At 73.3% G+C, this 21,437-nt stretch carries 21 protein-coding genes; 11 read left to right on the top strand and 10 right to left on the bottom strand.

Annotation, left to right across the window (positions count from 1 at the left end):
* Positions 1 to 13 precede the first annotated feature (13 nt).
* Positions 14 to 754, bottom strand: coding sequence for a L,D-transpeptidase family protein (locus tag ACIGWZ_RS03330; RefSeq protein WP_400060272.1), 741 nt, complete (start codon positions 752 to 754; stop codon positions 14 to 16).
* A gap of 217 nt (positions 755 to 971) precedes the next feature.
* The gene (locus tag ACIGWZ_RS03325) at positions 972 to 1,547 is read right to left on the bottom strand and encodes a hypothetical protein (protein ID WP_400060270.1); all 576 of its coding nucleotides are present in this window, start codon (positions 1,545 to 1,547) and stop codon (positions 972 to 974) included.
* Between the two features lie 465 nt (positions 1,548 to 2,012).
* Here ACIGWZ_RS03325 and ACIGWZ_RS03320 point away from each other — a divergent pair, with 465 nt between their 5' ends.
* The 7 genes from ACIGWZ_RS03320 to ACIGWZ_RS03290 all read left to right on the top strand — a co-directional run bounded on the left by ACIGWZ_RS03320 (position 2,013) and on the right by ACIGWZ_RS03290 (position 9,604).
* Complete coding sequence (locus ACIGWZ_RS03320) at positions 2,013 to 2,240, top strand: ferredoxin family protein (protein ID WP_362700003.1); 228 nt, start codon at positions 2,013 to 2,015, stop codon at positions 2,238 to 2,240.
* Positions 2,241 to 2,253: 13 nt separating this feature from the next.
* Positions 2,254 to 3,621, top strand: coding sequence for an ABC transporter substrate-binding protein (locus tag ACIGWZ_RS03315; RefSeq protein ID WP_400060267.1), 1,368 nt, complete (start codon positions 2,254 to 2,256; stop codon positions 3,619 to 3,621).
* The gene (locus ACIGWZ_RS03310) at positions 3,618 to 4,472 is read left to right on the top strand and encodes an ABC transporter permease (protein WP_400060265.1); all 855 of its coding nucleotides are present in this window, start codon (positions 3,618 to 3,620) and stop codon (positions 4,470 to 4,472) included. Before ACIGWZ_RS03315 ends, ACIGWZ_RS03310 begins: the two co-directional genes overlap by 4 nt.
* The gene (locus tag ACIGWZ_RS03305; protein WP_400060263.1) at positions 4,469 to 5,263 is read left to right on the top strand and encodes an ABC transporter ATP-binding protein; all 795 of its coding nucleotides are present in this window, start codon (positions 4,469 to 4,471) and stop codon (positions 5,261 to 5,263) included. Before ACIGWZ_RS03310 ends, ACIGWZ_RS03305 begins: the two co-directional genes overlap by 4 nt.
* 83 nt (positions 5,264 to 5,346) lie before the next feature.
* Positions 5,347 to 8,130, top strand: a complete 2,784-nt coding sequence (locus ACIGWZ_RS03300) for a fumarate reductase/succinate dehydrogenase flavoprotein subunit (RefSeq protein ID WP_400060261.1) — start codon at positions 5,347 to 5,349, stop codon at positions 8,128 to 8,130.
* A gap of 98 nt (positions 8,131 to 8,228) precedes the next feature.
* Positions 8,229 to 9,428, top strand: coding sequence for an MFS transporter (locus ACIGWZ_RS03295; RefSeq protein ID WP_400060259.1), 1,200 nt, complete (start codon positions 8,229 to 8,231; stop codon positions 9,426 to 9,428).
* Positions 9,429 to 9,526: 98 nt separating this feature from the next.
* Positions 9,527 to 9,604 carry a 50S ribosomal protein bL37 gene (locus ACIGWZ_RS03290; protein WP_373287922.1) on the top strand — a complete coding sequence of 26 codons (78 nt, stop codon included), beginning with the start codon at positions 9,527 to 9,529 and terminating at the stop codon, positions 9,602 to 9,604.
* Between the two features lie 66 nt (positions 9,605 to 9,670).
* Here the strand turns inward: ACIGWZ_RS03290 and ACIGWZ_RS03285 are convergent, their stop codons facing one another.
* The 4 genes from ACIGWZ_RS03285 to ACIGWZ_RS03270 all read right to left on the bottom strand — a co-directional run bounded on the left by ACIGWZ_RS03285 (position 9,671) and on the right by ACIGWZ_RS03270 (position 12,514).
* On the bottom strand, positions 9,671 to 10,012 hold the full coding sequence (locus ACIGWZ_RS03285) for a hypothetical protein (protein ID WP_400060257.1): 342 nt from the start codon (positions 10,010 to 10,012) through the stop codon (positions 9,671 to 9,673).
* A 143-nt stretch (positions 10,013 to 10,155) separates the two neighbouring features.
* Complete coding sequence (locus tag ACIGWZ_RS03280; protein WP_400060255.1) at positions 10,156 to 10,728, bottom strand: hypothetical protein; 573 nt, start codon at positions 10,726 to 10,728, stop codon at positions 10,156 to 10,158.
* Complete coding sequence (locus ACIGWZ_RS03275) at positions 10,700 to 10,972, bottom strand: hypothetical protein (RefSeq protein WP_400060252.1); 273 nt, start codon at positions 10,970 to 10,972, stop codon at positions 10,700 to 10,702. The genes ACIGWZ_RS03280 and ACIGWZ_RS03275 overlap by 29 nt, the downstream gene beginning before the upstream one ends.
* 81 nt (positions 10,973 to 11,053) lie before the next feature.
* Entirely contained in the window at positions 11,054 to 12,514 is a 1,461-nt protein-coding gene (locus ACIGWZ_RS03270; protein ID WP_400060250.1) for an SDR family NAD(P)-dependent oxidoreductase, read from the bottom strand.
* A 207-nt stretch (positions 12,515 to 12,721) separates the two neighbouring features.
* On the opposite strand from ACIGWZ_RS03270, the gene ACIGWZ_RS03265 reads away from it, so the two are divergent.
* On the top strand, positions 12,722 to 14,878 hold the full coding sequence (locus ACIGWZ_RS03265) for an FUSC family protein (RefSeq protein ID WP_400060248.1): 2,157 nt from the start codon (positions 12,722 to 12,724) through the stop codon (positions 14,876 to 14,878).
* Between the two features lie 60 nt (positions 14,879 to 14,938).
* Complete coding sequence (locus ACIGWZ_RS03260) at positions 14,939 to 16,090, top strand: serine hydrolase domain-containing protein (protein ID WP_400060247.1); 1,152 nt, start codon at positions 14,939 to 14,941, stop codon at positions 16,088 to 16,090.
* On the opposite strand, the gene ACIGWZ_RS03255 is transcribed toward ACIGWZ_RS03260, so the two are convergent.
* Complete coding sequence (locus ACIGWZ_RS03255; RefSeq protein ID WP_400060245.1) at positions 16,054 to 16,788, bottom strand: TetR/AcrR family transcriptional regulator; 735 nt, start codon at positions 16,786 to 16,788, stop codon at positions 16,054 to 16,056. The two genes, ACIGWZ_RS03260 and ACIGWZ_RS03255, sit on opposite strands and share 37 nt — an antisense overlap.
* Positions 16,789 to 16,901: 113 nt before the next feature.
* Here ACIGWZ_RS03255 and ACIGWZ_RS03250 point away from each other — a divergent pair, with 113 nt between their 5' ends.
* Both ACIGWZ_RS03250 and ACIGWZ_RS03245 read left to right on the top strand, forming a co-directional pair.
* Positions 16,902 to 18,092: a cytochrome P450 gene (locus tag ACIGWZ_RS03250; protein ID WP_400060243.1), complete on the top strand. Its 1,191-nt coding sequence runs from the start codon at positions 16,902 to 16,904 to the stop codon at positions 18,090 to 18,092.
* 6 nt (positions 18,093 to 18,098) lie between these two features.
* Positions 18,099 to 18,317, top strand: coding sequence for a ferredoxin (locus ACIGWZ_RS03245; protein ID WP_400060241.1), 219 nt, complete (start codon positions 18,099 to 18,101; stop codon positions 18,315 to 18,317).
* 46 nt (positions 18,318 to 18,363) lie between these two features.
* Here ACIGWZ_RS03245 and ACIGWZ_RS03240 read toward each other — a convergent pair whose 3' ends face one another.
* From ACIGWZ_RS03240 to ACIGWZ_RS03230, 3 genes are read right to left on the bottom strand one after another with little or no spacing between them, the layout of a single operon-like run.
* Entirely contained in the window at positions 18,364 to 20,037 is a 1,674-nt protein-coding gene (locus ACIGWZ_RS03240; protein ID WP_400060240.1) for an FAD-dependent oxidoreductase, read from the bottom strand.
* Complete coding sequence (locus ACIGWZ_RS03235) at positions 20,034 to 20,930, bottom strand: MaoC/PaaZ C-terminal domain-containing protein (protein ID WP_400060238.1); 897 nt, start codon at positions 20,928 to 20,930, stop codon at positions 20,034 to 20,036. Before ACIGWZ_RS03235 ends, ACIGWZ_RS03240 begins: the two co-directional genes overlap by 4 nt.
* Positions 20,930 to 21,415: a flavin reductase family protein gene (locus ACIGWZ_RS03230; RefSeq protein ID WP_400060236.1), complete on the bottom strand. Its 486-nt coding sequence runs from the start codon at positions 21,413 to 21,415 to the stop codon at positions 20,930 to 20,932. Before ACIGWZ_RS03230 ends, ACIGWZ_RS03235 begins: the two co-directional genes overlap by 1 nt.
* Positions 21,416 to 21,437 lie beyond the last annotated feature (22 nt).

Below are 21,437 nucleotides of genomic sequence, written 5' to 3'. Positions count from 1 at the left end.
CCGTCAGTCCCGCTCAGGTGCCGGGCTTGCGGCCGTAGACGTGGACGTCATCACCGTTCCTGAGCAGGGACCAGTACTTCTTGGCGTCCTTGCTGCGCATGTTGACGCAGCCGTGCGAGCCCGGCGCCGACCAGACGCTGCCGCTGATGGAGTGGAACGCCTGGCCGCCGTCGAAGAACTGGCTGTACGGCATGGCGACGTGATACAGCGTCGACACATGGTGAAGGTGGCGCCAGTAGATCCTCTTGGCGCCGGTGCGGGTCTCGTAACCGTTCCGGCCGGTGCGGATCGGTACGGGGCCGAACACCAGCTTTGAGCCGTCCTGGATCCAGCTGATCTGGCGGGTCAGGTCGACGCAGGCTATTCGCCCTTTGCCGGTGGGGCACTTGTGGGCGCTGTTCGGGTGGTGCCCGGCCGCCTTCTGCTGTGCGACCACGCGCATCACGCCCCAGGTGACGGGGCCCGCGTAGCCGTAGTTCGGTGTGATGCCGTGGCTCGTCTGGAAGGCGCGGATCGCCCGGCAGTCGGACGCCGATTGCCGGCCGTCCACCCGAAGCCCGAGGAACTTCTCGGCCTGCTTCTGATACGGGCCGCGGAGCCCGTGGCACGGGGACGCGGAGGCGGCCGAGGCGGTGGAGCCGAGGGCCACCGTCAGTGGCACGGTCAACGCCGTGAGGGCGAGCGCCGCGCCCGCTCTGCGGCCGGTGCGGCCGGTGCCGGACCGCCGCATGCGGAGGTTCAGTAGTCGTTTCATACCGGGTAGGACCAATTGCCCCACCCGCCGGTTGCAGGCGGGCGCACCCGGAATATTTGCTACGTCATGCTTCGGCCACGCGGCCGGGCGTCGGCCGCGGCGCTGCCGCCGTGCCCGGGGGCCGTCGAGGCGCCGACGCGGGCCTGCGGGCGGCAAGAGACGGGCCGCCCGGCCACCTCTCGGGTACGGCCGGGCGGCCCTTTGCGGTGCGGCGGAATCACCAGGAGTGCGCGACGTCCACTATCAGCTCATGGCCGGACTGGGACACGCGGAACGGCAGCTTGGCCCGGGTTCCCAGGCCGACCTGGGTCTGTCCCTCGAAGCTCGCCCCGAACTTGGTGTCCTTGAACGTCTTGTAGCCCGTGATGTCCACGCCCGGCAGCGACTTGCCCGCCTTCCCGGCGTAGCTCTGCTTGCCCGTCGCCGGGTCGAAGCTGGGCGCGGACACGAAGATCTGCAGGATGGCGCCGCCCTTGACCGGGATCAGGTCACCGGAGCCGTCCTGATGGAACGCATCGACGTACCCGACGTGGTAGCCGATCTTGCCGTCGGCACCGCTGATGTCGAAGACCATGCGGTCGTAGCACGCGCTCCGGCTGGTCGTGATGTTCTTCAGCGGCTTGGCGTTCGCGTCCGTGGCCGACTTGGCGCCGCTGCCCCAGGCCGTCGAGCAGGCCTTGGCCGACGTGGCCGTGCCCACCGGTGCGGACGCCGCGCCGGCCGACCCGGCCGCCGTCATCAGGCCGGCCGCCGCCAGCACGAGCGCCGTGGCCGCTGTTCCCAACCGTCGCAAGATGTACCTCCAGGAGAAGAAGTGCGTACAGGTGCATGCGAGAGGAGTCCGCAGGGGCCGAGGGCGTTGCGCACCGGTCGGGTTTTGGCCAACGGTGCGACGAAGTTGTCGCGAATTCGGAGCCGGCGACGGTCCGCGCACCGCCTCGGCCTCGGACCGGCTCCCGCCGAGGCCGAGCGGCGTCGGGCGTCAGGCGCCGACGGCCCCGGTGTGACCAATGGTGGCAGATCTTCCCGTCGCGGACCGGAAAGGGCAGGTCACAGCCGGTTTCCGGAGGGCGCGGAGTGGCGCAATACTGCGGCAACACCACTGGCCGGAACACGTCGGTATGGTCCGGCACATGCCCGCCGAACGCACCCGTCGGCACACCCGTCCCGTAGCGGCCGGCCGCCGCGGTGCAGCGGGCATCTCAGCCCCCGCCCCGCCCCCGCTCGCCCCGCCCCGCGTCCCTCCCGGGAGACCGCCATGCCTCTTGCGCCCCAACGGGCCGATGTGCCCGTGACCATCGACGAGTCCAAGTGCATCGACGGCTGCACGCTGTGCGTCGACATGTGCCCGCTCGACTCCCTCGCCATCGATCCGGCCAGCAACAAGGCGTATATGCACGTCGACGAGTGCTGGTACTGCGGCCCGTGCGCCGCCCGCTGTCCCACCGGCGCGGTCACGGTCAACATGCCCTACTTGTTGCGATGAGAGGCACGTCCCCATGCAGCACATCTCCATGAAGGGCGCGGCCCCCCTCGCGGCCGCCGCCCTGCTCGTCCCCTTCGCGCTCACCGGCTGCGGCAGCGACGCGGCGGCGGACGACGGCAGGACCGTCACCGTGACCGTCGGCTACCAGTCCAAGACCATCAACACCGTCACCGCCGGTACCCTCCTGCGCTCGCTCGGCTCCTTCGAACGCGAGCTGCGCGCTCAGGGCGAGCGGGACGGCAAGACGTACAAGGTGGTGTGGCAGGACTACGCAACCGGGGCGCCGATCACCGCGCAGATGGTCGCCGGGAAGGTCGACATCGGCTCGATGGGCGACTTCCCGCTGCTGATCAACGCCGCCCGCGGCAAGCAGCTGCGCGCCCCGACGCGGCTGGTCTCGGTCACCGGCTACAACCTGCGCGGCGCCCTCAACACCATTGTCACCAGGCCTGGTTCACCGCTGCGCACGCTAACCGACCTGCGCGGCAAGAACGTCTCCAGCAGCGTCGGATCGGCCTCCGACGGCACTCTCGTGCGGGCCCTGCGGCGGGCCGGGATCGACCCGGAGCGGAACATCCACAAGCTCAACCAGCAGCCGGCCGTGGGCGCCTCGGCGCTGCAGTCGGGCAGCGTGGACGCGCTGTCGCAGTTCGTCGCCTGGCCGGGGCTGCTCGCCTTCCAGGGGAAGGCGCGGGCGCTGTACGACGGGGGCGCGCTCGGGCTGCCCACCTTCCACGGCGTGACCGTACGGGACGCCTTCGCCGATCGGCGTCCGGCCGTGGTCCGGGCGTTCCTCGCCGCGCAGCGGGACGCGACCCGCTCTCTGCAGACGCATCCGGTCGACGCCGCCCAGCAGGTCGCGAAGGCCACCGGGCTGCCGCCCGAGGTGGTCTACCTCTACAACGGCGCGGGCGGCCTCGCCACCTTCGACCCCACCCTCAAGCCGCGGCTGATCGCCGCGCTGAAGAAGGACGTCGCGGTGCTGCGGGCGGCCAGGCTGACCGGGCCGGTGGACGTGGACTCGTTCGTCGACGACCGCTACCTCAAGGAGAGTTACGGGGCCGGGTACGGCAAGGCCCTGCGGTCGACCTCCCATCCGACGGCCGATGAGGTCTGGCTGCGGGGCGAGGACCGTACGCACTCCTTCCGTGACCCGGCGGCGCTGCTGCGGTTCGTCGCGGTGCACCGCAGGACGGTACGCGCGGCATATGTGGCGGACGCGACGACCGGGACGCGGTGGTTCGCGGACAAGGCGGTCTGGGTGCGCGACGGCGCGCGGCTGCTGCCGTTCGCGACCCGGGCCACCGCCGACGCCTGGCTGCGGCACCACGCGGGGGCCCGCACCCTCGGCTACGCCGCCGCGCTGGAGCGGGCCCGGTGAGCGCGGCCCGCGTTGCCCGGCGTACCGGGGCGGTGCTCGTGGCGCTGGGCGCCTGGCAGCTGCTCGCGCAGTTCCGGGTGAATGCCTGGCTGCGGTTCTCGCAGTTCCCCACGGTCGCGGAGACGGCCCGCGAGTTCGGCCGGCGGCTGGGCGGGGCCACGTACTGGCAGGACCTCGGTGAGAGCCTGAGCCGGATCGTGGGCGGGTTCACCCTCGCGGCCGCGCTCGGCGTCGCCGTCGGAACCGCCGTCGCCCGCTCCCCCGTCGCCTGGGACCTGCTGGGCCCGTTGCTGGAAGTCGTGCGCCCCATCCCGGCGATCGCGCTGGTGCCGGTGGCGATCCTGCTCTTCCCCCGCAACGAACAGGGCATCGTCTTCATCACCTTCGCCGCGGCCTTCTTCCCGGTCCTGGTCGCCACCCGGCACGCCGTACGGGCGGTGCCCCCCGTCTGGGAGGAGGCGGTGCGGACCATGGGCGGCGGCCGGTGGCGGGTGCTGGGGTCGGTGGTGCTGCCGGGGGCGCTGCCGGGGATCTTCGGCGGGCTGTCGGTGGGGCTGGGGGTCTCGTGGATCTGTGTGATCTCGGCCGAGATGATCTCCGGCGAGTACGGCGTGGGCTACCGGACCTGGCAGGACTACACGATCGTCGACTATCCGGGCGTGTTCGTCGGGATGGCCACGATCGGGCTGCTCGGTTGGATGACCTCCACCGCTGTGGAGGTGCTGGGCCGGCGGGTGACCCGGTGGTTGCCGCGTACGGCGCGCGTGCCGGGTCCCCACAAGGCCGCCGGGCAGGACGGGGCCCGCCGCGGTCGGCGGGCGGCCCCGACAACGATCGGAGAAACCGCATGAGCAGCACCGGCACCACCACGGCGGCGCCCACCGAAGCGTCCGGGAACGGCCTGCGGCTCACCCTCTCCGGCGCCGTCCTCGGTCACCCCGGCGCGCCCGTCCTGCACGGCCTGGACCTCGATGTCGCACCGGGTGAACTCCTCGCCGTCGTCGGTCCGTCCGGCTGCGGCAAGTCCACCCTGCTGCGCAGCCTGGCCGGTCTGCTGCCGCTGCTCGGCGGGCGGCTGAGCCAGGACGGCGGGCCCGTCGAGGGACCCGCCGCCGACCGTGCGCTGGTCTTCCAGGAGGATGCGCTGCTGCCCTGGCGCAGCCTGCGGGCGAACGTGGAACTCCCGCTGGCCGTCCGGGGCGTGGCGCGCGGGGAGCGCCGCGCGCGGGCCGAGGACTGGCTGGCCCGGGTGGGCCTCACCGAGCACGCCGCACGGCTGCCGCACCAGGTCTCGGGCGGTCAGCGGCAGCGCGCCCAGCTGGCCCGGGCGCTGGCCGGCCGGCCGCGGGCGGTCCTGATGGACGAGCCGTTCGGCGCGCTCGACGCCCGGACCCGGGCCGGGATGCAGCAGCTGCTGGTGACGGCGCTGCGCGGGACCCGGGCCACGGTCGTCTTCGTCACCCACGACGTGGACGAGGCCCTCTTCCTGGGCGACCGGGTCGCGCTGCTGGGCACCGGGCGGGTACTGCCCGTGCCCCGGCCGCGGGTGCGCGCCGCACACGCCGACCCGGCGACGGTCGCGCTGCGCCGCGAGGTCCTGGCGTCCCTGGACGACCGGCCGGACGCGCCGCCCGACGCCTGATCCGCGCCGCACCCGGCACCCGACGTGTCGCCCGCCCCCGTACCCCATCGACGCGCCCCACCACGGAAAGGCACTCCCCTCCCATGGAGATCCCCGCCCCCGACGCTCCCGAGGAACTCTCCTGCGACGTCCTGGTCATCGGCGGCGGCACCGCCGGCACGATGGCCGCGCTGACCGCCGCCGAGCACGGCGCGAACGTGCTGCTCCTGGAGAAGGCACACGTCCGCCACTCCGGTGCGCTCGCCATGGGCATGGACGGCGTCAACAACGCCGTCGTCCCCGGCCGCGCCGAACCCGACGACTACGTCGCCGAGATCACCCGCGCCAACGACGGCATCGTCGACCAGTCCACCGTCCGCCAGACGGCGACCCGCGGCTTCGCGATGGTGCAGCGGCTGGAGTCGTACGGTGTGAAGTTCGAGAAGGACGAGCACGGCGAGTACGCGGTCCGTCAGGTGCACCGGTCCGGCTCGTACGTGCTGCCGATGCCGGAGGGCAAGGACGTCAAGAAGGTCCTCTACCGGCAGCTGCGCCGGCGCGAGATGCGCGAGCGGATCCGTATCGAGAACCGTGTGATGCCGGTCCGGGTACTGACCGGCGACGACGGCCGGGCGATCGGGGCCGTCGGCCTCCACACCCGCACCGGCGCCTTCGTCGCGGTCCGCGCGGGCGCGGTGATCCTCGCCACCGGCGCCTGCGGCCGCCTCGGCCTGCCCGCCTCCGGCTATCTCTACGGCACCTACGAGAACCCCACCAACGCGGGTGACGGCTACGCGATGGCGTACCACGCGGGCGCCGAGCTGACCGGCATCGAGTGCTTCCAGATCAATCCGCTGATCAAGGACTACAACGGTCCGGCCTGCGCGTACGTCGCCAACCCCTTCGGCGGCTACCAGGTCAACCGGCACGGCGAGCGGTTCGTCGAATCCGACTACTGGTCGGGGCAGATGATGGCGGAGTTCGCGGCCGAGGTGGCCTCCGAACGGGGGCCGGTCTATCTGAAGCTGAGCCACCTCCCCGAGGAGTCCGTCTCCGCCCTGGAGACGATCCTGCACACCACGGAGCGCCCCACCCGCGGCACCTTCCATGCCGGGCGCGGCCACGACTACCGCACCCATGACATCGAGATGCACATCTCGGAGATCGGGCTGTGCGGCGGGCATTCGGCGTCGGGCGTGCGCGTCGACGACCATGCGCGGACCACGGTGCCGCGCCTGTACGCGGCCGGGGACCTGGCCTGCGTGCCGCACAACTACATGATCGGCGCGTTCGTCTTCGGCGATCTGGCGGGCGCCGATGCCGCCCGATTCGCTTCGTACAAGGGCGAGTTGCCCGACGACCAGCTGCGCGCCGCGCACGACCTGATCTACCGGCCGCTGCGCCATCCCGACGGCCCGCCCCAGCCCCAGGTCGAATACAAGCTCCGCCGCTTCGTCAACGACTATGTCGCCCCGCCCAAGAGCGGTGCCCGGTTGTCGCTGGCCGTCGAGCACTTCGCGCGGATGCACGCCGACATCGCCGCCATGGGCGCTCGCACGCCCCACGAGCTGATGCGCTGCGCCGAGGTCACCTTCATCCGCGACTGCGCCGAGATGGCGGCCCGGTCGTCGCTGGCCCGGACCGAGTCCCGCTGGGGGCTCTATCACGCGCGTACGGACCATCCGGAGCGCGACGACGACGCCTGGCTGCACCACCTCGACCTGCGCAAATCCGCCACGGGGGCGATGGAGTTCACGGCCCGGCCGGTGGCGCCGTACCTCGTGCCGGTGGACGCGTACGCGCCGGCCGGCGGCCCGTCCCGTTTCCTCGGGGAGGTGCATCCCGAGCAGGTGGCGACGGCGGGCCCGCGCAATGCGCCGCCGGTGGACGCGGCGGCGGGTGCCACGGCCGGGGACGCGACGGCCGCGGGGGCGGCGGGCGACGGCGCGGCCGGTACGGGGCCGCTGGCCGCCCCCTCCCTGCGCATCCTCGAACTCCTGGCCCTCGCCGAGGACCAGCCGGACCTCCCCACCCTGCGCCCCTATCTCGCCGACCCCGATCCGGCCGTCCGCCGCGCCGCCGTCGAGGCGCTCACCGAAAGCGTCCCGTCCGGCACCGGCCGGGCCCTGGCCGCCCTGCTCGCCGATGCCGACCCGGCGGTGCGGGCGGCCGCCGGCGCCTCGCTGCGCGAACTGGTCGAGGTGCTGCCCCCGGAACCCGGGCTGCGCGAACCGCTGGACACGGCCGCCCTGCGCGGCGCCGATCCCTTCGTACGGTCGGCGGCGCTGAACGTCCTGTACGTACGGGGCCTGGGCGACCGCGCGCTGTTCGCCGCCGCGCTCGCCGACCCCGCGGTGGACGTCCGCATCCAAGCCGTCCGCGCCCTGGTCTCCGTCGACGCCGCCGACGACCTCCGGCGCGCCGCCACGGACCCCTCCCGCGAGGTCCGGGTCGCCGCCGCGCACGGACTGGGCACCGTCGGAGCCCCGGAGCACCTGGCGACGCCGCTGGGCGACGAGGACCTCCTCGTACGGGCCGCGGCGCTCGCGGCGCTGGCGGACACCGGGTGCCCGCCGCCGTACGACGCGATCGCCGTCGCCGCCCTGGGCGACGAGGCCTGGCAGGTCCGCTCCGGCGCGGCCCGGGCGCTGGCCGCCGCCGCCCCCGAACCGGCCGTCCCCGCACTGCGGTCGGCGCTCGGCGACGGCCATGCGGACGTGCGCAAGGCAGCGGTCCTGGCGCTGGGCCGCCACACCGCGAGCCCGGACGCCCTGCGGGCCCTGGCCACGGTCGCGGACGACCCTGACGCCGATGTCCGCGCCTATGCCCGGCTGGCGTCCACGGGCCGGGACCGCGCATCCGGGCGCGCGGGCGCCAGGGAGGAGTGAGCCCGCCGTCGGCACCGGCGGCATCTCGATGACGCCTCGGCGCGCGACGGGCGTGCGGGAGCGGCCGGTCCGCGGGGTCGGCTCCTACCGTTGTCGCCATGGTCCTTCACGCAGGTCGGAAGCGGAAACGACGCCCCGGGTATGCGGTGGCCGCGGGCGTGTTCGCCATCGGCATGGCCGGCACCACGCTGCCCACCCCGCTGTACGGTCTCTACCGCCAGGAGCTCGGGTTCTCCGAACTGATGGTCACGGTGGTCTTCGCCGCGTACGCGCTCGGGGTGATCGCCGTGCTGCTGCTCGCGGGCAACGTGTCCGACGAGGTCGGCCGGCGCCCGGTGCTGCTGTGCGCGCTGGGGCTGTCCGCGGCCAGCGCGCTGTGCTTCCTCTTCGAGGGCGGGCTGCCGGCGCTGTTCGCCGGGCGGGTGCTCTCCGGATTCGCCGCGGGGCTGTTGAGCGGCGCCGCCACCGCCACCGTGCTGGAGCTGGCGAAGCCCGGTCAGGAGGGGCGGGCGGGATTCGCCGCGACGGCCGCGAACATGGGCGGCCTGGGCTGCGGTCCGCTGCTCGCCGGCCTCCTCGCGCAGTACACGCCCTGGCCGCTGGCGCTGCCGTTCCTGGCGCATCTGCTGCTGGTGGCGGTGGCGGCGCTGCTCACCTGGCTGCTGCCGGAGACCGTCCGCACTCCGCGGCGGCCCGCGCGGCTGCGGGCGCAGGGGCTACGGGTGCCGCCGGAGGTACGGGGGGTCTTCACGCCCTCCGCGGTCGCGGCGTTCGCCGGGTTCTCGCTGCTGGGACTGTTCACCGCCGTCGCCCCCAGCTTCGTCGGCCAGACGCTGCACGTGCACAACCTGGCCGTCTCCGGGGCGATCGTGTGCACCGTGTTCGTCGGGTCCACCCTCGGCCAGCTGCTGGCGGGCCGGCTCGGGGTGCGGCGGGCGCTGCCGGGCGGCTGTCTGGTGCTGGTGGTGGGACTGGTGCTGGTCGGCGCGTCGTTGGCGGTGCAGTCGCTGCCGGTACTGGTCATCGGCGCGGTGTGCGGCGGCACCGGGCAGGGCCTCGCCTTCCGCGCCGGTCTGACCGCCGTCGGCGGCGCGGCGCCGGCCGAGCACCGGGGCGGCACCATCTCGTCCTTCTTCCTCGTCGCCTACCTGGGCATCTCACTGCCGGTCGTCGGCGTCGGTGCGCTCACCCAGGTCCTGGGCCTGCGCGGCGCGGGCCTGACGTTCGCCGGCTGCGTCATCGTGCTGGTGGTGTGCGTCGGCCTGTACGTGCTGCGCCGGCCGCCGGCGGACGGGTGAGGGCGGCCGCTGGGACATGGCCGGGTCGGGGCCGGGGCGTCAGTGGGGCGAAATGGTAGAAAGAAGGTGAAAGCGTCATCATCGAGAAAGGAGCCGGCATGTCCTCGAAGCGACGCCGCAAGAAGAAGTCCCGCCGCAAGCACGCGGCCAACCACGGGAAGCGGCCCCAGTCCTGAGAGCCGAGCCGGGCCGGACCACGACGTCGGACTCCCCGCACCACCGGATGCGGGGAGCCCGACGGGTCAGGCCGTCCCTTGGCCCGCACCTCCGGTGATCTTCTCGATGGCCTGCCGGGCCTGTTCCCCCGGGGAACGGGCGGGCAGCGACGACACGGACGCCGGAGCGACGGCGGGCTGCGGCGCCCGCCCCTGCGGCATGGGCTGGGCGGGGGCCCCGGACGGACGGCCGCGCAACCGGTGACTGGCCGCTTCATCGAGCGTCACCGGCCGCTTCATCTGCACGGCGAGCCGCCCGGCCTCCTGGCCGAGCGCGGCGACGTCCTCCCACCGCAGCCGGAGCACGACACGGAGTTCGGCTTCTCCGTCGGGCAGGGCGGTGAGCGGCGGGGTGATGGGCTCGGACATGTGCCCCTCCTCAGACGATGAGTGATGAGGAGTAATACGGCCGCGGCCGCGCCGGCGTTCAGCGGCGAGGGTACGGGCTTCCCGACGCTCATCAACCGCCCAGCCGCCGAACCGGGCCCCGTCACATGAGCCTGCCGCCCCCGTCAGCCCCCGGCCAGCACCCGCCGCAGCACGGCGAGCACGGCCTCGTCCGGGAAGCGCTCGCGGGCGGCCGCTTCGGCGCCGGCCAGGGTGTCGGCGAGGCGGTCGGGCGGGGCGTCGGCCAGGAGGGAACGGATCCAGGAGGCGAGGTCGTCGATGCGGTCCGGGACGCCGGGCGGCAACGGGCCCTCGTAGGGGGCCAGTTCATGGCGGGTGGATCGTTTCGTCGGCCTCGCCCGTCGCTCCGGCAGCGCCCGTACGGGTGCCGTAGCGGGCTCGCGGGGCGGTGCGGCGGCGGCGACCGGGGAGGGCGCCGCCGCGTCGGCCTCGGGCGGCTCCGGCATCCGGCCCTCGGAGCAGTACTTGCCCGCCTCCAGACCGACCCGCTCGGGGTGCACGCACGCCGGCACCCGCGTCACCCGGTGGTAGCGGAACCCGTCCGCGGCGTCGAAGGGATAGTCGACGCTGGGCCTCTCCAGCACATCGAAGCCGCCCGCGGGCAGACGCAGGGAGGGGCAGTACCAGCAGGCACGGTGGTCGGTGGCGTCATCGATGAACGGATCGGTGCGGTGCATAGCGCCGGACGATAGCGGTCGACCGGGGTGCGCGCAGGTCAAACGGTGTGCGCAGGGCGTCAGTTGAACGCTGCGCGCTCACCCGGCCGTCGATCCGCTCGCGCAGCAGGTCGGCCGGGCCGAGGCCGGCGCACCTGCGTTCCGGCGTCAGGCGCTGGGTGTGCAGATACCTGGTGAGGGTGGCCCGCTCATCGCCCGGGGACGGGCGGTGCCTGCGCGGGTCCTGGTCGAACTCCACGAACATCTCGGCTCGTCCGCCCGGTCGGCTCAACCCTCGAGGATCGCGGTGGCGGGCCGGACCCGCCACCGCAGGTGGCCCGCGGGGTCACCACGCCGCGGGCGCGTAGTCCTTCAGGAAGCAGCCGTGGAGGTCCTCGCCGAGTTCGCCGCGGACGATCGGGTCGTAGACGCGGGCCGCGCCGTCGACCAGGTCGAGGGGGGCGTGGAAGCCCTCGTCGGCGAGGCGCATCTTGTCGGGGTGCGGGCGCTCGTCGGTGATCCAGCCGGTGTCGACGGCGGTCATCAGGATGCCGTCGGTCTCCAGCATTTCGCGGGCGCTGGTGCGGGTGAGCATGTTCAGGGCCGCCTTGGCCATATTGGTGTGCGGGTGGCCGGCTCCCTTGTAGCCGCGGCTGAACTGGCCCTCCATGGCGGAGACGTTGACCACGTACTTGCGGCGTGCGGGCGAGGCCGCCATGGCCGGGCGGAGCCTGCTCACCAGCAGGAACGGCGCCGTCATGTTGCACAGCTGGACCTCGAGCAGCTCGACCGGGTCGACCTCGTCCACCTTCTGGATCCAGCTGTTGCTGGCGTGGAGGTCGGGTACGAGGCCGCCCGCGTCGATGGCGGTGCCCGCCTCGATCCGGGCGGGCGAGGCGGAGCCGCTGGTGAGGGCGAGGGCGGTGAGGCGCTCGGCGGTCAGCCCGCCGTTCTCGCCCGCGGCGGCGGGGAGGGCCGCGGGGGCGCCGCTGCCGAAGTGGCCGAGCACGACGGAGGCGGGCAGCTCACCGGCGGGCAGCGGGGCGGATTCGGCGGTGACCAGCTGCGCGTAGGCCTCGGGGGAACGGCGGACGGTCTGCGCGGCGTTGTTGATCAGGATGTCGAGGGGGCCTTCGGCGCTCACCGAGTCGGCGAGGGCGAGGACCTGGGCCGGGTCGCGCAGATCGATTCCGACGATCTTCAGCCGGTGCAGCCACTCCGCGCTGTCCGGCATGGCCGTGAAGCGCCGGATCGCGTCGTTGGGGAAGCGGGTGGTGATGGTGGTGTGCGCGCCGTCGCGCAGCAGGCGGAGCGCGATGTACATGCCGATCTTCGCGCGGCCGCCGGTGAGCAGCGCGCGCCGGCCGGTGAGGTCCGTACGGGCATCGCGGCGCGCCCGGTTCTCCGCGGCGCAGGTGCGGCACAGCTGGTGGTAGAAGGCGTCGACCTCGACGTAGCGGCTCTTGCAGACGTAACAGGACCGGGGCCGCTCGAGGATCCCGGCTATCTCGGACGTCACGGAGCTGGCCAGGGCCAGGCCCTGGGTCTCGTCGTCGATACGGTCGGGCGCCCCGGTGGCGGTGGCCGCGGTGACCGCGTTGTCGTTGGCGGTCTTGGCGGCCCGGCGCTCCTGGCGGCGGCGCTGCTTGACCTTGCGGAAGATCCCGGCGGTGGCGCGCCGTATGGTGATCGCGTCGGGGTGGTCGAGCGGCAACGCGTCGAGCTCCTCGAGCACGCTCAGGCAGATCGCCATCCGCTCCACGTCGACGGCCGCGCCCTCGACCCGGCCTTCTTCGGTCACCGTCATCGCCGCTGCGCCGCTTTCCTGGGATTGTGTGTTGTCTGCAAAGTGCCTGTTCACACTTCGGCGGAACTGTACGTAGGCAGGGGCGGCTCCGCCAAACCCGGCAGTACCCGGCGCAGTCCGACAGGGCCCCGCTGTGCGGCGGAGCACCGGGCGGCCAATAGTGGAAGGGTGGAGCCTGGCGGACCTGGTCTGCATGGACACCGGGCCGTGGTGGGCAATGCGGCGCGGGTGACGGTGGCCGCCTGTGCCGCCTTCTTTCTCTGCCTTTACGGGCTCGATGCGCTGGTGGCGTCCCTGTATTCGACCTTCGCGGTGGTCTCGCTCGGCGCGCTCGCGCGGATCCCGGGGTCGGGGCGGCAGCGCGCCGCCACCACCCTCATGGCGATCCCCGCGGGAACGGCGCTCGTCGTGCTGGGCACACTGCTCGCGGTGCACACCTGGGCGGCCGTCCTCGGCATGCTCGTCATCGGCTTCATGGTCGCCTATGCCGGGATCGCGGGGCCGCGGATCGCCGGGGCGGCGCCGGGAATGCAGCTGCTGTACATCCTGCCGTGCTTCCCGCCGTATGCGCCCCAGACGCTGGACCAGCGGGTCTCCGGGTTCCTGCTGGGGACGCTGCTGCTGGCCGCGGCGCAGGTCCTGGTCCTGCCGGAGCCGGCGACGCCGTCGTTCCGCGCGCTGCTCGCCGATGCCGCGCAGGCGGCCGCGGACCTGGCGGATCACCATGGCGGTCCCGCGCCGCAGGCCGCGCTGGCGCGGGCGCGTACGGCCGGTGACCGGCTGCGGCCGTCCCGCGTGCCGCCCGCCGATCTGCCCGCCTCCCCCACCCTGAAGCACAAGGCCATGGGGCATGCCGCCGAGGCGGTCCGCACGCTGCTGACCCAGCTGGCGGCGCTGCACGGCAAGGCCGGGGGGAACGGCTCGTACCGGGCGGAGACGCTGGCGTTGCTGCGGGGGATCGGCGATGCCGCGCGGCAGGCGGCGCACGCGCTGCGCGACGGGCGGCCGCAGCCCTCCGCGGCGGCGTTGCAGGCCGAGCTGGATCCGGTGCGCGCGCGCCGTGCGGTGGCCGCGCTGGGGCGGCTCGGCGCCGACGACCGGCTGGTCTCACTGCGCCGCCGGGTGCTGGCGGTGCAGGCGGCGGACTCCGCGGTGGTACTGGTGCTGGCGACCCGGCTGCTGGGCGGGGACCGTACGGTCGGCGAGGACCGCGCCGGGCACGCCTTCACGTACGCGCGGGCGCGCGGCCCCGAGCTGTGGTGGCGGCGGCTGTCCACGCACTTCACCCCGCGCTCGGTGATCTTCCAGAACGCCTGCCGGTTCGCGCTCGGCCTGGCCGCCGCGCGGGCGATCGCCGGGGTGCTCGATCTGTCGCACGGCTTCTGGGTCCTGCTGGCGACGCTGACGCTCACCCGCACGACCAGTCTGGAGACCCGCTCGGTGGTCCGGCGGGCGCTCGTCGGCACGCTGGTCGGGGCGGTGGCGGCCGGGGTGCTGCTGGCGCTCGTCCAGGACCGCAACACGGTGTACGCGGTCGTGCTGCCGATCGTGATGTTCACGGCGTTCACCGTGGGGCCGTTGCGCGGCCCGGCCTGGGCGCAGGGCGGCTTCACGCTGGTCGTCGCGACGCTGTTCGCGCAGGTCGCCCCCGTGACGTGGCAGCTGGCCCCGACCCGCTTCGCGGATGTGCTCACCGGAAGCCTGATCGGCCTGGCCTGCGGGCTGCTGGCCTGGCCCCGGGGTGCGGGCAGCGAGCTGCGCCGGAGCATGGCGGGGGTGTGCGCGGCCGTCGCCGAGGGCGTCGGGCGGACCGCTGCACGCGTCGTGGAGCGGACCGCCGGCGGCCCCGAGGACGCCGGTATCGCCGCCCTCAATCGCGCCCTGACCCTCGCCGAGGAGAGCCTGGCCCAGTATCAGAGCGAGCCTCGGGAGGAGACCGCCCGGCAGCCGGACTGGCCTGCGGTGCTGGCCGCCGGGGCGCACGCCCGGCGCGGCGAGCGGCTGCTGCCCGGCCGCCCCGGACGGATCACCGACCGGGCGGTCGGCGACTGGCTGCGGCACGCGGCCGGGCGGACGGCGGAGGGCTATCGCGCCCTCGCCGAGCACCTGTGTACGGGCGACACCGGCGATGCGCGCCGGGGCACCGGCCCCTTCCAGGACACCCGTCCGCTTCAGGAGACCCAACCGCTCGACATCCGCGGTCTGTTGGCCGCTGCCCCGCCCGACGACGGCACGGACCGGGACGCCGCGCACGCCGCCTCCACGGCGCTGCTCGTCGACGCCGTCGTCTGGCTGGACACGCTCACCGCCCACCTGCGGCGGATCCATGAGGAGCTCGGCCGTCGGGCACCGCGGGCCCACTGATCAACCTCCCTGCCGGGTCCGGCGTCTTTCCCGCCACACGGACCCGACCGGAGGAATGCCATGGAGCAGCGAGCCGCCCGCGCCGTCTTACTCGCCCTGACGACCGCCGTCGCGGTCGGGGCGAGCACCCTGACCGTCCCCGCCCAGGCCGCCGGACGCGGCCACGACGCCACGAGGACCGCGCTGCGGGCAGTGGTGGAGCGGGGCGGGCTGCCCGGTGTCGCGGCAACTGTCCATGACGGCAAAGGCAGTTGGTTCGGAACAGCGGGGTCGGCCGATACCGCTACGGGGCGCAAGTGGGCGGCCGGTGACCACTTCCGGGCAGCCAGCAACACCAAGATGTTCGTCGCGACCGTGCTGCTCCAGCTGGAGGCCGAGGGGCGGCTGAGCCTGACCGACACCGTCGAGAAGTGGCTGCCCGGCGTCGTGCGGGGCAACGGGAACGACGGCCGCCGGATCACGCTGCGGCAGCTGCTCAACCACACCAGCGGCCTGTTCGACTACGCCAACGACGCCGAATTCGGGCGGAAGTCCTCCGGCAAGGGATTCCCCGAGCACCGGTACGACAGCTACCGGCCGCAGGACCTGGTGGCGGTGGCGATGCAGCATCCGCCGGTGTCCGGTCCGGGCAAGGCCCCCTCGTATGCGAACACCAATTACGTCCTGGCCGGGATGGTGATCGGCGAGGTCACCGGCCATCCGTACGCCGAGGAGGTCACGCGGCGCATCATCAGGCCGCTCAAGCTGCACCGGACCTCGTTCCCGGGGACCGATCCGCGGCTGCCGGCGCCGCATCCGGTCGCCTACTCCCGGCTTCATGACACGGCGCCGGACGCCCCCGTCCATGAGGCGACGGAACAGAACATGACGTGGCTGGGCGCGGCGGGCGAGATGACATCCACCGGCGATGACCTCAATCGCTTTCAACGCGCGCTGGTGACCGGCGCGTTGCTGCCCGCCGCCCAGATGAAGGAGATGTTCGACGGCGCGGTGCCCGCGGACGAGGGCTATGCGTTCGGGCTCGGGATCGACTCGGTCGAGCTGTCGTGCGGGGTGACGGTGTGGGGGCACACCGGCCGCACCAACGGATCGGTGTCCGCGGTGGCCGGGACGCGGGACGGCAGGCATCAGCTGACGTTCGACATCAACGGCGACTGGCTGGTGGACGGCGAGCTCTACGGGAAGGTGATCGAGGCGGAATTCTGCGGCTGACCCGGCCCCTGCGGAGGACGACCCTGCGCAGGCCCCTCCGCGGGCCGCTCCGGCAGACCCTCCAGCAGTGCGCTCAGGGCGTCACCGGCCAGCGCGCATATCGTGTCCGGATCGGCGCTCGCCAGGGGTTCCTTTCCGACAACCACACGCATCAAGCCAATTCCGAGCAGCCAGGAGAGCGCCAGATCGGCCCGCAGATCGCCGTTGTCGGCGTTCGAGAGGGTCGCCAGCACGTCCGCGTACTCCTCTCCCAGCCCCCGTAGCGCCTCCGCGATCTCGTCGCTGCCGCCGATGGAGCGCAGGCAGACCTCCAGCGAGCGGTCCTTCGCCGCGCCGTCGCCCACCGTGCCGTCGCCCGCCTCGCCGGCGAGCATGCCGCGGAGGGCGACCTCGAAGAGCCGCTCCGGCGGGGTGGTCCGCAGCTGCTCCTGGCCGCCGCGCGCCATCACCTCTCCGAACAGGGCTTTCTTCGAGCCGAAGTAGCGGAAGAGCAGGGCCTGGTTGGCGCCGGCGCGGGCGGCGATGTCCCGTACGGTCGCGCGTTCGTAGCCGCGTTCGGCGAACAGCTGCGACGCGGCGTCGAGCAGCCGCAGCCGGGTGCCCTGGGCGTCCCGGCGGTGCTCCCTCGCCGGGCCGACGGGGGCGTCGGCGGTGCCGTCGACGATGTCCCGGGCGTTGTCGTGCGGGGTCTCCCCCATTGCCACGCTCCTTTCCGACGGCACGTCACCATGACGGCCGTAATGCGTCGTTGACCGCTCCCGAGGGAGCGGCCTACCTTGTGTAAGCAGGTGCTTACATGAGGGAGGTCCTGATGACCACGGCCGACACAGCACCACTTTCCTACCCCTTCAATACGCCCGAGAGCCTTGACCTCGCCGAAGAGTACGAGCGGGCGCGCAACCGTCCCGGGCTGCTCAGAGTACGGATGGCCTACGGGGAGCCGGCGTGGCTCGTCACGCGGTACGCCGAGGCCCGGCTGGTCCTGGGCGATCAGCGGTTCAGCCGGGCCGAGGGGGCGCTGCACGACGAGCCCCGGCAGTCCGAGGCCCAGCGCACCAGCGGCATCCTGGGCATGGACCCGCCCGACCACACCCGGCTGCGTTCCCTGGTCGCCAAGGCCTTCACGGTCCGCCAGGTCGAAAAGCTGCGGCCGGGCGTCAAGGAGCTGACGAACGAGCTGCTGGACGAGCTGGAAGCGGCCGGACCGCCGGCCGATCTGGTGGACCGGTACGCGCTGCCGATCCCGGTGGCGGTGATCTGCCGGCTGCTCGGCGTACCGACCGAGGACCGGCCCCGGTTCCGGGTGTGGAGCGATGCCGCGCTGTCCACCAGCTCGCTCACCGCGGAGGAATTCGACGCCAACCTCGAGGAACTGCGCGCCTACATGGGCCAGTTGATCGAGGAGCACCGACGGGCGCCCCGCGACGACCTGATGACGGCGCTGATCGACGCCCGCGATGTCGACGACCGGCTGTCCGAGCTGGAACTCGTCGATCTGTGCGTCGGGATCCTCGTCGCGGGCCATGAGACGACCGCCACCCAGATCCCCAACTTCGTTCTCGCGCTGCTGGACCATCCCGAGCAGCTCGCCCTGCTCCGCGACCGGCCGGAGCTGATCGGCGGCGCCGTCGAGGAGTTGCTGCGGTTCGTGCCGCTGGGCAGCGGGGCGAGCCAGCCGCGCTATGCCAAGGAAGACATCGATGTCGGCGGCACGCTCGTGCGGGCCGGATCGCCCGTACTGGTCGCGGTGGGAGCCGCCAACCGGGACGCGCTGCGCTTCGGTTCGCCGGGGACGCTGGACATCGCCCGCGGCGGCAATCAGCACCTGGGTTTCGGGCACGGGGTGCATCACTGCCTGGGTGCGCCGCTCGCAAGACTGGAGCTCCAGGAAGCGATCGGTGCTCTCATCGCCCGGTTCCCGGGCCTCCACCTGGCCGGCGATGTGGTGTGGAAGAGCCAGATGCTGGTGCGTGGCCCCCGGGTCATGCCGGTGGGGTGGTGAGCGCGGATGACGTGGAAAGCGGCGGTCGATTCCCGGCAGTGCATGGCGTCGGGGATGTGCGCGAATATCGCGCCGGACCTGTTCGTCCTCGGTGAGAGCCACTCCCGCCCGGTGAAGGAGGAGTTCGAGGCGGACGAGCGGGCGCTGGACGCGGCCGACCTCTGTCCGGCCATGGCCATCAGCGTGTACGACGACGAGGGCGAGGCCATCGGCCCCCGCCCGTAGGACGGGCGCCCCACGCCGGGCCGGAACCGGCGTGGGGCGCTCGGCATCAGCGCGAACGGATCGTCTCGGCGAGGTGGTTGACCGCCGACCAGCTGAACGTCATGGCCGGCCCGATCGTCGCCCCCGGTCCCGGATAGGTCTCCCCCATCGGCGCCGCGGAGACATTGCCGGACGCGTACAGCCCCTCGATCGGGCTGCCGTCCTCCCGGAGCACCCGGGCCGCGGCGTCGGTGACCAGACCGCCCTTGGTGCCGATGTCCCCGGGGTGTACGGGGACGGCGTAGTAGGGCGGCTTGGACAAGGGGGCGAGGTTGGGGTTGGGCAGGGTCGGGTCGCCGTAGTAGCGGTCGTAGACGCTTTCGCCGCGGTGGAAGTCGGCGTCGCGGCCCGCGTGGGCGAAGGCGTTGAAGCGGTCGACGGTGGCGGTCAGCCGCTGGGGAGCGATGCCCGTGCGGCCGGCCAGTTCGGTGAGCGAGTCCGCCTTCTTGATGAAGCCGTCGGCCAGCCACTTCTTGGGGAACGGCTGGCCGGGGAAGAGGCCCATGAAGAGATAGCGGGACTTGGCGCGGGCGTCGAGGATCAGCCAGGAGGGGACGGTGGACGCCTCGGGGGTGTGGTGCGCGTACATCGCGTCGACGAAATCGCTGTACGGCGCGGCCTCGTTGGCGTAGCGGTCGCCCGCCTGGTCGACGATGACCATGCCGGGGATACCGCGGTCGGCGACGAGGAAGAAGGGGCGTTCGCCGGGGGGTACGACGGAGGGGGCGCCCCAGACCTTGTCGAGCAGGTCGGTGGCGGCACCGGCCTCGATGCCCAGTTCCAGTGCGTCGCCGGTCTGCCCCTCCGACGCCGAGGACCAGACCGTCGAGGTGGGGGCCGGGAGGTGCTTCTCGCGCAGCCGCTGGTTGTGGGAGAAGCCGCCCGAGGCGAGGACCACGCCGCCGGTGGCGCCGACGGTGACCTCCTTGCCGTCGGAGCGGACGCGTACGCCGGTGATCCGGCCGTTCTCCTCGACCAGGGCGGTCAGCGGCGCGGACAGCCACAGGTCGCCGCCGAGGCCGTCGAGGGAGTGCCGCATCCGGGCGATCAGCGCCTCGCCCAGCGACAGCGGTTTGCTGCGGGTGGCCAGCGCCTTGGCGGCGCGCAGCCCGACCTTGACGGAGGTGCGGCGGCCGGCCCAGGTGCGGGCGACCATGTTGAGAGAGCGGAAGTCGTGGCTGGTGATGGTCAGCCCGTACGTGGGCAGGCCGGCCCGGCGCATGGTGCGGCGCGCTTCGGGCCCGAGCCGGTTGAAGTCGAAGATGGCCGGCTCGATGGACCGGCCCTGGGGGCAGCCGCCCAGCCGCTCGGGGAAGTAGTCGCAGTAGCCGGGGGTGTAGACGAATGTCACGTGCGTACGGTCGTGGAACTCGCGGACCATGCGCGGCCCGTTGTCGAGGTAGGCGTCCTTGAGGGCGTCCGGTACGCGGTCCCCGACGGTGGCGTCGAGGTAGGCGCGGGCCTTCTCCCGGGTGTCGCCCAGGCCCGCCGCATCCAGATGGAAGTTGGTCGGCACCCAGAGGGCGCCGCCGGACAGGGCGGTGGACCCGCCGTAGAAGCCGGTCTTCTCGACCACCAGGACGCTCAGGCCGCGTAGCCGGGCGGTGAGGGCGGCGGCGAGACCGGCCGCGCCGGATCCGACGACCACCACGTCGTAGGTGTGGTCCCAGCTCTTGCTCATCGGGGCTCCGTTCGGTGCGGCGGGCGGCGGAGGGCGACGCTCGCTTCGGTCAGTACCGGCGCCTCGTCGCGGTCGGCCGAGGTCGCCCGGAACACCAGGCCGTCGGCGTCCCGCCAGATGTGCAGCCGCAGGGTCTCGCCGGGGTAGAAGACCCCGGCGAAGCGGGTGCGGCAGGCGGTGATCCGGGTGGGGTCGCAGTGCAGCAGGCGGTCGGTGAGGGCCTTGACGGCGATGCCGAAGGTGCACAGGCCGTGCAGGACGGGGCGGTCGTAGCCGGCCGCGCGGGCGGTGGCCGGGTCGGCGTGCAGCGGGTTCCAGTCGCCGGTCAGGCGGTAGAGCAAGGCCTGTTGGCGCAGCGTGGGCACGTCGAGGACATGGTCGGGGGCCCGGCTGGGGGCGGGGGCGCGGTGCGTGGGACCGCGGTCGCCGCCGAAGCCGCCGGCGCCGTGCACGAAGATCTGGTTGCGCTGGGTCAGCAGGGGGCGGTCCTCCTCGTCGTACAGGGTGGATTCCTGGACGATGACGGCGGCCTTGCCCTTGTCGTACACGGCGGGGACGCGGGTGACGGCGGTGGCGCGGGCGGCGGCGGGCAGCGGGCGGTGCACGGTGATCTCCTGGCCGCCGTGCAGCGCCCGGGCGAGGTCGATGTCGGCGCCGGGCAGGTCGAAGACCTGGAAGCCGATTCCGCCGGTGCCGCCCGCGACCGTGCCGAAGGTGGGCAGTACGGCGAGGCCGCGGGCGTGCCGCTCGTAGACATAGGCCAGTTCGCGCTCGTCGGTCTCGGGGACGCCCGCGCCGAGGGCGAGGTGATAGAGCCGCACATCGTGGTCGTCCCAGCTCACCTGGGTACGGACGGCCGGCGCGGCCGTGAGCTTCGTGGCGTCGAGGGGCATCAGAACGCTCCGGCGGCGTAGGCGCTGCGGAAGTACAGCAGCGGCGATCCGTCGTCGCGGGCGGCGAGTTCGGTGACCCGGCCGGTGACGACCAGGTGGTCGCCCGCCTCGTGGACGGCCTCCAGCGCGCAGTCCACGGTGGCCAGGGCGCCGTCGAGGTGCACGGTGCCGTGGGACGAGGCGCGCCAGTCGATGCCGGCGAACTTGTCCGGGCCGGATCTGCCGAGCGCGGCGCAGACGTCCCGCTGCTCCTCGGCGAGGACGGAGACGGCGAACCGTCCGGCGGCCTCGATCGTCGGCCAGCTCGTCGAGGACTTCCCGACGCAGAGCATGATCAGCGGCGGGTCGAGGGAGAGCGAGGCGAAGGACTGGCAGGCCAGACCGGCCGGGCGGCCGTCGTCGCCGAGGGTGGCGACGACGGTGATACCGCTGGCGAAGCGCCCGACGATGTCGCGGAAGGCCACCGGATCGATCACGCTTTCCATCGTCGGCCTCCGCAGCTGTCGT

Source organism: Streptomyces sp. NPDC053427, from assembly GCF_044544985.1.
Taxonomy (GTDB): Bacteria; Actinomycetota; Actinomycetes; order Streptomycetales; family Streptomycetaceae; genus Streptomyces.
This window is presented reverse-complemented; position numbering and strand designations above follow the sequence as displayed.

Bases quoted from the DNA above. Each gene is read 5' to 3' on its own strand.
- ACIGWZ_RS03330 (WP_400060272.1), bottom strand. From the start codon at position 754: ATGAAACGACTACTGAACCTCCGCATGCGGCGGTCCGGCACCGGCCGC.
- ACIGWZ_RS03280 (WP_400060255.1), bottom strand. From the start codon at position 10,728: ATGCACCGCACCGATCCGTTCATCGATGACGCCACCGACCACCGTGCC.
- ACIGWZ_RS03245 (WP_400060241.1), top strand. From the start codon at position 18,099: ATGACGTGGAAAGCGGCGGTCGATTCCCGGCAGTGCATGGCGTCGGGG.
- ACIGWZ_RS03260 (WP_400060247.1), top strand. From the start codon at position 14,939: ATGGAGCAGCGAGCCGCCCGCGCCGTCTTACTCGCCCTGACGACCGCC.
- ACIGWZ_RS03300 (WP_400060261.1), top strand. From the start codon at position 5,347: ATGGAGATCCCCGCCCCCGACGCTCCCGAGGAACTCTCCTGCGACGTC.
- ACIGWZ_RS03230 (WP_400060236.1), bottom strand. From the start codon at position 21,415: ATGGAAAGCGTGATCGATCCGGTGGCCTTCCGCGACATCGTCGGGCGC.
- ACIGWZ_RS03285 (WP_400060257.1), bottom strand. From the start codon at position 10,012: ATGTCCGAGCCCATCACCCCGCCGCTCACCGCCCTGCCCGACGGAGAA.
- ACIGWZ_RS03275 (WP_400060252.1), bottom strand. From the start codon at position 10,972: ATGTTCGTGGAGTTCGACCAGGACCCGCGCAGGCACCGCCCGTCCCCG.
- ACIGWZ_RS03240 (WP_400060240.1), bottom strand. From the start codon at position 20,037: ATGAGCAAGAGCTGGGACCACACCTACGACGTGGTGGTCGTCGGATCC.
- ACIGWZ_RS03235 (WP_400060238.1), bottom strand. From the start codon at position 20,930: ATGCCCCTCGACGCCACGAAGCTCACGGCCGCGCCGGCCGTCCGTACC.
- ACIGWZ_RS03255 (WP_400060245.1), bottom strand. From the start codon at position 16,788: ATGGGGGAGACCCCGCACGACAACGCCCGGGACATCGTCGACGGCACC.
- ACIGWZ_RS03320 (WP_362700003.1), top strand. From the start codon at position 2,013: ATGCCTCTTGCGCCCCAACGGGCCGATGTGCCCGTGACCATCGACGAG.
- ACIGWZ_RS03250 (WP_400060243.1), top strand. From the start codon at position 16,902: ATGACCACGGCCGACACAGCACCACTTTCCTACCCCTTCAATACGCCC.
- ACIGWZ_RS03315 (WP_400060267.1), top strand. From the start codon at position 2,254: ATGCAGCACATCTCCATGAAGGGCGCGGCCCCCCTCGCGGCCGCCGCC.
- ACIGWZ_RS03295 (WP_400060259.1), top strand. From the start codon at position 8,229: ATGGTCCTTCACGCAGGTCGGAAGCGGAAACGACGCCCCGGGTATGCG.
- ACIGWZ_RS03270 (WP_400060250.1), bottom strand. From the start codon at position 12,514: ATGACGGTGACCGAAGAAGGCCGGGTCGAGGGCGCGGCCGTCGACGTG.
- ACIGWZ_RS03290 (WP_373287922.1), top strand. From the start codon at position 9,527: ATGTCCTCGAAGCGACGCCGCAAGAAGAAGTCCCGCCGCAAGCACGCG.
- ACIGWZ_RS03305 (WP_400060263.1), top strand. From the start codon at position 4,469: ATGAGCAGCACCGGCACCACCACGGCGGCGCCCACCGAAGCGTCCGGG.